Raw genomic sequence first — 11,417 nt, 5'->3', positions numbered from 1 at the left:
TTACCTATCCGAACTAGAATCGAACAATCTCGACATCGCGTTTAATCGGCAACCACTCATGCATCACGACAATCTCCTTTCCGACCATCAGGACCTGCAGCTACCGCGCAGGCCGCTTGTCGCCATCATCGGTGGCGGCATATTGGGCGCGGGTGTTGCCTACCACCTGGCTTTGGCAGGCAGAGACCGGCCGCCGGCCATCACCGTCTTCGAGCCGCGCGCGGAGCTCGGCCGTGGCCTCGCCTATGACACGAACGACCCCGCGCACCGCATCAACGTGCCAGCAGCCAGAATGAGCCTTCTGCCGGAGCATCCCGGAGATTTCCTCGAATGGATCGAGCTCAACGATGCCATCGCCGACGACCCCGCCGCGCGTCGTGCCGACGGGGCGATCTTTCCGCGCCGTGAGCTGTTCGGGCGATACGTCGCATCGGCATTGCGGCCGCTGGTCGAGACCGGAGCCGTCAGGCACCGGCGGGCGGTTGTGACCGATGTCGAGCGCGACGGCGCATTCTGGCGGATTGCCGATAGTCAGGGTGGCCAGACCTTTGCCGATTATCTCGTCATAGCGACAAGCCACCCCTCGCCCTCCCCGCCATCAGCGTTGATGGCGCTCGCCGGTCATCCGAAGTTCGTCGCCGATTCCACCATGCCGGGCGCGCTTGATGCCATCAGCCCTGACGATCGCCTCCTCGTCGTCGGCAACGGGCTGACAGCCGCTGATGTGGTGGCGTCGCTAGAGATCACGGGACATCGCGGCCCGGTGACGTCGATCTCACGGCGAGGCTTGAGATCGCGCGGCCATCCGGCGGTCGCGCAGGACCCGTTTGGCGTGTTCGAGACGGTGCCGGTCGAGAGCGCCACGCAGCTCTTGCGCCTCGTGCGCCGCACCATCCGCGAGGCCGAGCAAGCGGGGCTGACATGGCATGCGGTGCTGGATCAAGTGCGCGGTCACGGGCACGCGATCTGGCGGGCACTGCCTGTCTCGGAGCGTCGCCGGATCGTCCGCCACCTTCGCCCCTTCTGGGACGTGCACCGCTTCCGTATCGCGCCGCAGGTGGAGGAGGTGCTCGACCGCGCGGTCGCCAACGGCCGCATGGAGGTGCTGGCCGCCTCCGTCGCGAGCATCAGGCGTGAGGGCGATGACATCAGTGTCGTGCTGCGACGGCGCAACGGTGAACGCTTGGAGCGGGTTTACGATGCGATGGTCGTCACCACGGGTCCGGCCCATGGCGGTATCCTGAACAGCCAGCCGTGGCTGGCGAGGCTACACGATCTCGGCCATCTGCAGCTGGACCCGACCGGGCTGGGCATCGCCTGCAACCTCGCGTCCGAAGCGCTTGCCGGCGACGGCCGACCGGATCCGACATTGCTGATCTCCGGTCCCTTGGCGCGCGGCGCGTTCGGCGAGCTGATGGGCTTGCCGCAAATCACCGAACACGCGGTCTTCGTCGCGAGCGAACTTGATCAAAAAGTCGAGAAAGATCTCGAACAGGATTGATATCGCTTGATAAACGATAGTTCCTCTATCGAGCGGCGCCCTCGGCGAATGCCTCAAGCTCCGGATCGAAATCGACCTCGACGACGTTGTTAAAGACGGCGGTGGCGATCATGATGCCAGCGAAGGCGACGAGGTCGACCAGCGTCTTGGCGTCGTAGCGCTGCTTCAGCGCACCCCAGATCTCGCTCGGGATGGCGTTGGAATCGGCGACAATCGCCTTGCCGAACGCGTCGAGCAGCGCCTCTTCCTCGGAGAGCTCAAGCGCATCCGGATCAAAGCCGTTGTTGATCAGCGCGCGGCGGAAGAAGGTGATGGCGATCTTCGACTTGCAGGCCTTCGAAATCGCGTGGGAGAAGATCCAGATCGGCCGGTCGCTGATCGCGGCCAGCTCGGCGCGCAGCGTGAACCATTCCGCATAGATGCGATGCGCCTGAGGCGAATGCAGCAGCGTCCGCTTCATGTTGGTCATCCGACCGCGAACCCTGACTTCCGCGTCGTGGGCCGAGCGGATCTCCTCAGAAGCGGTATCGTAATCGATTTGAGGAATGTGGCTCATGTCTTGGTACTCGTTGGATCATATCGATGCCAAGCTGTTAGCCCAAAAGCGCGTGCCGTGGAAAGCCGCAAGCGGCTGCGCCTGATCACACAATCTGGAGAAAGTCGCCCGTGCCCTAGGCCGCGTGGGTCTGCGACGTGAAGGGCTGGTGGGCTAGGCTGAAGCGGTTCCGGCCTCCGCTCTTGGCGGCGTAGAGCGCGCCGTCGGCGGCCGCGAAGATGTCCTTCGGCGCGAGATAGCCAGCGGCGAGCGCCACGCCGACCGAGCCGCCGATGCCGATATGGCGACCATCCTCGTCGCAGGATGCGGCAAGCGCGGTGACGATGGAGCTCGCGATCCGGGCCGCCTCGTCGCTCGACCCACAGCGATGGAGCACCGCAAATTCGTCACCACCGATGCGCGCCACGAGCTCGGCCCCGCCGAGCACGGATCGCAGGCAGTTGGCCGCCACGCGCAGGCACTGGTCTCCGGCCTGATGGCCGAGCCGGTCGTTGACCTGCTTGAAGCCGTCGAGATCGATGAGGAACAGGGCCACGCTCTGCCTGGAGGCCTCAGTCGCGCACAGCCTCTCGAAAGTGGATTGGAACTGGACGCGGTTCGGCAGGCTGGTCAGGAGGTCGAATTCGGCGAGATAGCGGATCTCGTCGAAGAGCTTCTTCTCGGCCGTGATGTCCTGTTTCATCCCGAAGATGCGGACCGGCTGGTCGCCCTCGCATTCGACGGTGGCGGTGATGCGGATCCAGCGATGGTTGCCCTTGGCCGTGATGATCTCCGCGTCGAGGCTGAAGCCGGATCGCTCCTTGATGGCCCGATCGCGCAGCATGGTCAGCTCGATGCGCGACCGCTCGGTATATAGCTTGACAGTCTCGCCGCGGCTGAGCGGGTGGCCGATCGGCAGGTCGAACAGTTCGTAGACCATGTCGGTCCATGCCAGCGTCTCGTCCGGGAGATTGCATTCCCACACGCCGATGCGGGCGGCGCGCGACGAGTGATCGAACAGCTTCTTCAGATGGACGAGTTCGGCGGACTTATCGGCGGCAAACGCGTCGGCGCTGATCTCGGGCGAATGCGGACGAGCGGACAGGCGTCCCGTAAGCCGTGACCTGACTTCGCGTACTATCGATGAAAACATTCGCCGCCTCTGCCATGCAAGAAGGCGATCATGCCTTCGACTTTGCATATTCTTCAGCAAAGGTTGACGTTGTACTCCAGCGATCGTTTTCCCACTAAATTATAATGGAAACAGATGATTATGCCTAAGGAAACGTTAACGCGCGGCTCAGCCGAATGACGACTTCGTGCCGTAGCAGATCATCTTGCTGAACGGCGCGAGGAAGCTGATTTTTCCGGTGTCTCGGAGCGATCGTCGCGGTCCGCTTCGCGCATGATCCGGCCCATCGTTTTCAAGCGCTCGATCAAGTCGCTTCCGTCGGCGGAGGCTCGCGTCTGCTCCAGCAACTGATACTCGCGGGCCGCTTGTTGCCAATGCTCGCTACCGCGCCCATCGGGCCGGCCTTCCGCCTCCCACAGCGCATAGGCGCGCTGGTTGATCCAATCGTCTTTACTCAAAAACATGAAAGACCTCGAACAACGGATTATGAAAATCAATGGATCCGAGGCTGACAAATGGAGCTTAGCAAGTCGTTACTTCGGCACGACTTTCATCGTCCCCCGCCGCAATATTATCGGTTAAGCTTGGTCGCGATCGTCTCTCCCTGCTAGCGGGCCTCTTCCGGCAGCCAGGAGCGGTAGAGCGGGTGGTCGGGAAGGATCGGCAGTGATGTCGGAAGGCCGGTGCGTTGTGAGTGGTAGGCGGCGGTGACCAGTTCCAGAGAATTGCGCGCGTCGGCAAGCGTCACCGGCGGCTCCTGGTTGCGGACCAGCGCCTGATGGAACAGCTCGAACTGGCGGGTATAGCCGTCCTCCTTGGCCTCGTAGCGGGCGAGCGCCGCGTCCACCTTTTGCTGGTGCTCCTCGTTACCCGCCTTAAAGGTCCAGGGATCGCGGCCCATCGTGTAGGGCTCGATGATGCTTTCCGCCACCAGATCGCGGAAGCAGAAGCGCAGGCGCGAAATCTCCTCGCGCGAGCCGAGCGTCATTGACAGGCTGGCGAGCGATCCGTTCTTCATTTTCACCGACAGTGCTGCCGTATCCTCGACCTCGATCGGATTGACCAAGGTCGCTCCGAAGGAGAAGAGCTCGGCGCAGGGGCCGTGTATATAGTTCAGCATGTCATGGGCATGGATCGCGTGGCCGAGCAGGCCGCCGCCAAGCTCGGTCGCCCATTTGCCGCGCCAGGGCACGGCGTAATAATCGGGCCCGCGCCACCAATGGGTCTCGATCGTCGTCAGGAACGCTTCGCCGGTCAGCCCGAGCTCGATCAGCGTCTTCAGCTTCTGAAGACCCGAGCCATAGCGATACTGGAAGATCGGCATCAGCTGCGGCCCGTTGGCCTTGGCGACGATGCCGGCCATCTCGTCCACTTCGGCAATCGAGCCGAACAGCGGCTTCTCACAGATCACATGCTTGCCCGCCTCGATCGCCTTGCGGCAGAGATCGAAATGGGAACTCGGCGGCGTGCAGATGTCGATGATATCGAGATCGGCGCGGGCGATCATCGCCTCGGCATCCTGTGTGTATTCAGGGATGCCGAACTCCTCGCAAAGCGCCTTGCCGCGATCGGCATCGAGCGAGCAGAGGGCCACGACGTCGAACAGCTCCTTGTTCCAGCTGAAGCCAGACAAATGGCGCGCGGCGATGCCGGCGCCGATCACGCCGACGCGAAACTTCCTGCTCATCTCAGCGCCCTCCGACCGGAGCCTGGCCTTGGCCGATCCTGACCGCGTTTGCCTGCGCTTCGAGCGACAGCCGGCAGACCTCGTAGACATGCGCCTGCGGCATCGCCGTCTCCGTACGGTCGCGCACGTCGGCCAAGAACGCCTCGAAGTAGTCGAGCTTCTCGTCGCTGCAATCGATGTGGGTCATCTCCTTGCCGTTGACGAGGAAGAGGTGATCCTTGCCGGGGCGGCCAGAGATGTCGATGTACTTGCGCAGCTCGATATAGCCCTCGGTCCCCAGGATCGTCAGGCGACCGTCGCCCCATGTCGGCAAGGCCTCGGGCGTGAACCAATCGACACGAATGTAGCCGGAACCCTTGTCGGAGCGCAGGAGCACCTCGCCGAAATCCTGGAAGGCCGGTCGGTCGGGCATGCCGAAATTGCCGACCGAGCTTGCGGCGACCGTGGCCGATGTCGAGCCGGTGTAGAACAGGAACTGATCGACCTGGTGCGAGGCGATATCGACGATGATGCCGCCGAATTTCTCCGGGTCGAAGAACCAGTCGGGCCGCGTCGGCAGCTGCAGCCGGTGCGGCCCCATGCCGAGCGTCTGGATGACTGTGCCGATCGCGCCCGATTGGACCAGCTTGCCGGCCTTGACGGCCGAGCGCACGCAGTGGCGTTCGGAAAAGCAGATCGAGAAGATGCGGCCCGTCTCGGCCACCGTATCCTTCACCGCCTGCAACTGCGCCGATGTTGTCACGCCGGGCTTGTCGGTCATCACGTCCTTGCCAGCTTTCATGGCGCGGATGGCGAGATCGGCGCGGTCGGCCGGGATAGCTGCGATGCAGATCACGTCGATGGAGGGATCGGCGAGCAGCTGCTCCCGGTCGATCTGCGGCGCATCGGGATAGGTCTTCTCGAACATCTCGCGAATGGCGGGAACGGATGTCTTCGGGCAATAGCCGACAAATTCGGCGCCGGCGGCGAGCAATCCCTTCACGTGATCGAAGGTATGCCCATGGTCGATCCCGACAACGGCAAATCTCAACATAGAAACGCGTCCTCCTCACTTGCAGCGCGAAGCCCAGATCTATCAGGCTTCACCGCACTCCTCGTGACAAGACAGACAGCGAAAGCGATATGCTGTCAAGATCGGACAATCAGGTTGGATTGCCGGAAATCAACCTATCTAGTTGTTTTTAAAATACAATATTTTGTATCTAAATAGTTATTTACTGGCGCAATTACCGCGCCAGACGCTTTATTCCAACGCCGACTGACGACAGCTAGCCGCACGCCGCCCAAAGCATAAGAGCGCGTGCATTCAAAATTGCTTGCAATTTATGCTATGCCTGCCAACGTCAACAGAACGACTGCATTACGAGAAGCAGGCCCTCCCCAATCTCGAGCGGAAACGCAATACTGGCGATTGTGGGCGCGGCGGCTTGGCGTTGGGACCTCAACCCATGGGGCCCGTTGGTGCGAGACAATGGTCGTTCTCCTTATGCTGCCTATAGTACCCAGGTATCCGATGTTATCGGTCGACGACCGCCCCGAAAGGAATTGACGCCTTGTTCAACCTCATAATGTTGTACGACGGGTCCGACTGGCAGGTGCCGCTCAATACGATCCGAACGGCAACCTTTCCCCTAGCGCGCCTATTTGAGTATACGATTCCCGACATAGAGGGGCAGTTCACACCCGTGGTCCCTTCCTCGTTGGCGCGCCTCGCAGGTCTCCCAACGGTATTCATGACCGAACTTCAGTCGGACCGACAGAAGCCGGGCGGAACAGTTTGGGTGAAGATCGGTCGGGTTTTCGCCTTGTCCATCGAGAGCACCGAGATCCGGTATTCCTTCGTGATCGAGCGTGATTTCGGCCCTCGGACAGTTCCCGATCTCAAGCCGTTCGAGAAAGCCTTCGGGATGGGAAAGTTCGAGATCCATCGAAGCCATTGGGCGGTCAAGAGCCATGATGTTGTCGGCGCGCTACGGGCAGCCGATCTTCTGACTCAAGATGAAGATTGGCCTGCCCCGACGCCGAGCCTCGCAGTGCCGTTGAACCCAGCTCCACCCTTGCCAGTGGAGCCAAGGCCAGCATCCACCGTTGTCGAGAACCTTGAACAGTTCATGCAGGTCGTGATGACGTTGCAGGTGCCTTCTGATCACGAAGTTTTCTATCGGGGCCACTCGGACTCACGCTACAAGCTCGAACCATCCCTCTATCGGAAGACGGCCTCGGGCGAGTATAAATATCTTCAGAACGAAGCGCGCATGATACTGGAACTCTTGAGTGCCCAGTCCTCTGCGTTCAGCAGTGACGCGTATATGCTGGATCGACTTGTCCGTATGCAGCATTTTGGACTGCCAACACGACTGCTCGACGTGACGTCGAATCCGCTCGTGGGGCTCTATTTTTGCTGCTCCACGGCCAAATTCGACCAATCCAATCACGAAATAGACGGGGAGGTCATCATCCTAACGACGCCAAAGGAGCAAGTTCGCTTCTTCGAGTCCGACACTGTCAGCTGCATCGCAAACCTCGCGATGCTCGAGGAGCAGGCGAAAGAGCGCTTGGACACCAGCCGGTCCCTCGAGGCGTTCAACCGACTACCTGAATGCGGGAGGCTGCTGCACTTCATCAGACGCGAGAAGCCGTATTTCGAGGCCCGCATAGTGCCAAGCGATCTGGAGAGCATTCAATTCGTTCGCGCCCGAAGCACACATGAGCGTATCATGTCGCAATCAGGCGCCTTTCTCATCTTTGGTAAAGACGCTGTCCTTCCTGAGACCGGGCACAGCGGGCTCAACATCAGGCGCGTCACGGTGAGAAACAAGCAGTCGATCCTTGAGCAGTTGGCCAAGCTAAACATCAAGTCCAGCACAATCTACCCTGGCCTCGAAAAGACCACTGCTGAGATTGCGAAACAATACGAGCTCCTCGGATAAACCATCCGATCAGCGTCGGAGGGTGGGCTATGTCGATCTTTGAGAGAGGGCATGCGGGAGCGGAACTCTCAGATTATCAGAACGTCACCATCAGCCGCGCATTCACACCCTGATCGACAGCGTCCCGCGACAAGGCAGCATTGTATGACAGGCCGAGTCTCGTATTGTCCGAAACCAGGGCATCAAAGCCGAGCTCGATGAGCGCCGCGTTCCTGGTTGCTGTGAGCCCGCTCACACCGAAGGACGAGCCACCGGAAAAGGCGACGACGTCGACCGGCGCGAGATCGCCGAACGCATAGCGCCAGCCGATCATCCCTCTGGCTTCGACGGTGACGTCCTCGATGGAGAAGGCCGACGTGGTTCGTAGCCCCAAGGTGGTGAGCCCGACATTGTCGTTGCCATCGTCCACCCGAAGCGCGGCATCCCCACCGCTTTCGGTGAAAGAATTGGAGCGCACGTTGACATAGGCGGCGCCGGCGAATGGTTCGAGCGTTGCCTGACCGAGGTCGATCGCGTAGCCGGCCTCGCCGAAAATCTGCGCCGTCGCCGCCGAATAATCGGCTGAGAGCCTTTCGTTGAACCCGGGGAAGACGACATCGCGTTTCGTATCGAGGTCGTGCCAGGTGTAGGCAACGCCGCCTCTAACCCTGACCTGGCCGAAGTCCGCTCCGGCGTAGGCCGCGATGTACCAGTCGTCACTGTTCGCGCGGGCATTGCGGCCGTCATCGTCGAAAGACGATCTGCTGTAGCCGCCGGCGAGGCCAATCCTCACAGTGTCGCTCATCTCGCCATCGCCGCCGAGGAATAAGCCGCCGATGGAGCGGTCGAGAGCGGATGCCTCCGAGGTTGCGTCGCGGGTGGCCCATGAGCCCACGCCTTGAAGCCAGAAGCCGTTTGCGGCCTCCTCGCTCCGCGCTGTCTGCGCGGTTCCATAGAGCCGGTCGTTGAGTGTGTCCCTGATGAATCGGCTGTCGTCGATCATCGAGGAGCGGATGGATGCGTAGCTTTGGCCGGAGAGTTGATCGAGGGCCGTGTCGATGGCCGTCGTTGAGACCTGCCCCACGATGGCGTCGAAAACGGGATCGCCCGAGCCCAATGACTGCACGCCGGTTCCCGTGCCAATCCGCGCAAAGCTTCGCGCCGCGATGGCGGATGTGATGGGCTGGCCGTTATAGGTTACGTCGAGATAGCCGCTGGCGGTATCGTAGGCGAAGGCGAGGTCGGCCAGCGGGAGCTGCTGCGGCGTGTTAGCGAAGAGACCACTGACGCCGCCGGTGGCCGTGATCAGCGTGTAGCGGGCCGGACGAAAGAACGAGCCGACAAGATTAAGCGACGAGCCGCCGATCGTAGCCACGCCCGTGACATCGAGAAGATCGCTGGTCCGCACGCTGCCTGCATAGCCGATGTCCGCGCGATAGGTCGCACCGGGCGCCAACAGCAGATTGCCCGCGATGGAGAGCACGCCGATATCGTGGCCGGTGCTGCCGGGCGAGATGAAGCCGCCCGCGTTTACCGTCGTCGACGGCAATGTGCTGTCATAGCCGGCGATCGTGCCGCTGGAATTCACGGTAAGCGAGCTGGAGCTCGACAGGTCCATGCCGTTGATGGCGAGAGTACCGCCATTGACGATTGTCGCGCCGGTATAGGCCGCCGTTCCCGAAAAGATCTGTGTCCCGGCGCCGGTCTTGACGATACCAAGCGGACCGGCGGAGAAGCTGCCCATAAACGCCACTTGCCGCCACGCCGCCGTATCGATGGTCAGCGTCGCCGCACCGCCCGACGTGCCGACGTCTCCGGAACCCGCGAGCGAGCCGATGGTCGCCACATGGCCCAGGAGGTCGAGCCTGCCGTTGACGACAAAGCCGCTCGTTGGAGACAGCACATTGTCCGCGCCCGCCTGCAAGGTGGCGGCGGATTTGATCGTCGTATCTCCGGTGTAGCTGTTCGCTCCGCCAAGGGTGAGCAGGCCGCTTTGCAGCGTCAGCGCGCCGCCGCCCCTGATCGCGCCCGATATGGTCGTGTTGCTTGCGCCGACAGCCAATTCGCCGTCTGAAATCAGGATGCCGCCAAGCAGCGTCGCGCCGGTCGAAAATCCGAGAAAGGTCGAGCCGCCGGTCTGCAACCCGTCCGCGCGCGTGGCGCCATCGCCACTCAAGCCGCCACTGATCGCGCCACCGTTGATGATCGAAAGGTCGCGGCCGATAATGCCGACGCCACCCGCGCCCGCCGCCCCAGGCGTGCCAGAAGCACCGCCCGATCCACCGGCTCCGCCAGCGCCGCCCGTGACCGTCGCGCCTGTGCCGATCGTGATCGCGGTCGGGACAGTTGCGAGGAACCCAGGGCCGCCCGCACCGCCGGCGCCGCCGGTGGATCCCGGCGAGCCTGAAGCCGCACCGCCCGCGCCCCCTGCCCCACCCGAAATCGTGGTGCCCGGTGCAACGTCGTACGGGACGCGCTCTTGTGCTTGTGAATGTGCAGGCGCCAAGAAGGCGGCGGTGCAGAGCATGAGTGCCAGCGGAATTTGGAGACAATGGAGAGGCGGCGCCCCGGCGATATGCTCGCGGTGGCCGGTCTTGCGATGACGAAATAAGCGCCAACGATTGATAATGGACGTGTCCCCTTTGCCCAGAATCACAACGTAAAAAAGTATTTGCTAATTGTCTAATGGATAGAGACAGAAATCTCGATTCGGTAATGCCAATTTATCCTGATGGTAAATTTCGATGGCCGGCGCGCGGGGCCATCACAGAAGATTTCATCCGGCCGGCGCGGGCCAACCGACACATTGCGCTTGGCACAAGATATGCATCATCATCTTCGGGTTCTTTGCTTGGAGGGAAGAATGACGGCTTTGGTCACTGACATCGTGAGTGCCACCGGACAGCTTGAGACCGCCATCCTGAACGCGACGATTGCGTCGCCGGATATATGGATCGGTTCCAAATCCATGAAAACGAAAGCAAAACTGCTTCCGCACGTGCTTGTGCAGCAATATCCCGAACTGTCCGAGATCGAATGCGAGCTGCGCGGACTGTTCGAGACATGCTCAAAGGCGATTGACCGGAATTCGATCAACCCCGTGGTTGCAAAAGCGGCAATCTCGCTTGCGCACGAATATCAGGCAGTCATCGAGGGACTGCGCCGCTAATTTTAGAGGCGCGTCCAGATCAGCGAACGGCAGATGACCTTCATCGTGCAGCCGCGCATCTTCACCGTGTCGCCGGAGACGGTCAGCACGCCGTCAAACGTCTTCTTGCTGTCGGGCTCGATGATCGTGCCGGTGAAATTGCCGTTCTCGCCGGTAAACGTGCCGATCTTCTGGCCGGCATGATCGCCAGTCTTCATAGTGATGCAATAGCCGTTGCCGCATTCCGAAATCGTCGCCGTCGTCCCGACCTGCGTCTTCCACACACCGACCACCGGCTCCTGGGCCAACGCGATCGGCGTCAACGCCAGCTGCGTCACGAGCGCCAGGGGCGCTGCGATTGAAAAGAGCGGTTTCATGGGATGCTCCTGTATCGTTCATGCCTAAGCGCGGGGTCGCCAAACGGCCGATCGCGCGAAATTGCGCCCATCCGAGCGCTGCTCCAACCCTTCGTCGGAACGCTGAGACCGATATAGGTCGAATGGCG

At 61.5% G+C, this 11,417-nt stretch carries 10 protein-coding genes; 3 read left to right on the top strand and 7 right to left on the bottom strand.

Going from position 1 to position 11,417, the window contains the following annotated elements; genetic code table 11:
- Positions 1-58: 58 nt before the first annotated feature.
- Positions 59-1,501, top strand: coding sequence for an FAD/NAD(P)-binding protein (locus ACODTZ_RS03845; protein ID WP_489023884.1), 1,443 nt, complete (start codon positions 59-61; stop codon positions 1,499-1,501).
- Positions 1,502-1,526: 25 nt separating this feature from the next.
- On the opposite strand, the gene ACODTZ_RS03840 is transcribed toward ACODTZ_RS03845, so the two are convergent.
- The 5 genes from ACODTZ_RS03840 to ACODTZ_RS03820 form a co-directional block, all read right to left on the bottom strand.
- Positions 1,527-2,057, bottom strand: a complete 531-nt coding sequence (locus ACODTZ_RS03840) for a carboxymuconolactone decarboxylase family protein (RefSeq protein WP_489023882.1) — start codon at positions 2,055-2,057, stop codon at positions 1,527-1,529.
- A 115-nt stretch (positions 2,058-2,172) separates the two neighbouring features.
- A complete protein-coding gene (locus ACODTZ_RS03835) occupies positions 2,173-3,189 on the bottom strand; it encodes a diguanylate cyclase domain-containing protein (protein WP_489023880.1) in 1,017 nt (338 codons plus the stop codon).
- A gap of 179 nt (positions 3,190-3,368) precedes the next feature.
- Complete coding sequence (locus ACODTZ_RS03830; RefSeq protein WP_489023878.1) at positions 3,369-3,632, bottom strand: DUF2934 domain-containing protein; 264 nt, start codon at positions 3,630-3,632, stop codon at positions 3,369-3,371.
- Between the two features lie 143 nt (positions 3,633-3,775).
- Positions 3,776-4,855, bottom strand: a complete 1,080-nt coding sequence (locus tag ACODTZ_RS03825) for a Gfo/Idh/MocA family protein (RefSeq protein ID WP_489023876.1) — start codon at positions 4,853-4,855, stop codon at positions 3,776-3,778.
- Position 4,856: 1 nt separating this feature from the next.
- Entirely contained in the window at positions 4,857-5,888 is a 1,032-nt protein-coding gene (locus tag ACODTZ_RS03820) for a Gfo/Idh/MocA family protein (RefSeq protein ID WP_489023874.1), read from the bottom strand.
- Positions 5,889-6,408: 520 nt separating this feature from the next.
- Between ACODTZ_RS03820 and ACODTZ_RS03815 the strand changes: the two genes are divergently transcribed.
- On the top strand, positions 6,409-7,785 hold the full coding sequence (locus ACODTZ_RS03815) for an FRG domain-containing protein (protein ID WP_489023872.1): 1,377 nt from the start codon (positions 6,409-6,411) through the stop codon (positions 7,783-7,785).
- Between the two features lie 76 nt (positions 7,786-7,861).
- Here the strand turns inward: ACODTZ_RS03815 and ACODTZ_RS03810 are convergent, their stop codons facing one another.
- Complete coding sequence (locus ACODTZ_RS03810) at positions 7,862-10,270, bottom strand: autotransporter outer membrane beta-barrel domain-containing protein (RefSeq protein ID WP_489023870.1); 2,409 nt, start codon at positions 10,268-10,270, stop codon at positions 7,862-7,864.
- 357 nt (positions 10,271-10,627) lie between these two features.
- Here ACODTZ_RS03810 and ACODTZ_RS03805 point away from each other — a divergent pair, with 357 nt between their 5' ends.
- Complete coding sequence (locus ACODTZ_RS03805; RefSeq protein WP_018901642.1) at positions 10,628-10,933, top strand: hypothetical protein; 306 nt, start codon at positions 10,628-10,630, stop codon at positions 10,931-10,933.
- Between the two features lie 2 nt (positions 10,934-10,935).
- Here ACODTZ_RS03805 and ACODTZ_RS03800 read toward each other — a convergent pair whose 3' ends face one another.
- Positions 10,936-11,289: a DUF2147 domain-containing protein gene (locus tag ACODTZ_RS03800; RefSeq protein ID WP_489023869.1), complete on the bottom strand. Its 354-nt coding sequence runs from the start codon at positions 11,287-11,289 to the stop codon at positions 10,936-10,938.
- Between the last annotated feature and the right edge of the window lie 128 nt (positions 11,290-11,417).

It is taken from the genome of Rhizobium sp. FG113 (assembly GCF_057809895.1).
Note: the sequence above shows the minus strand (reverse complement) of the source record. Positions and strands in the feature narration are given on the sequence as shown.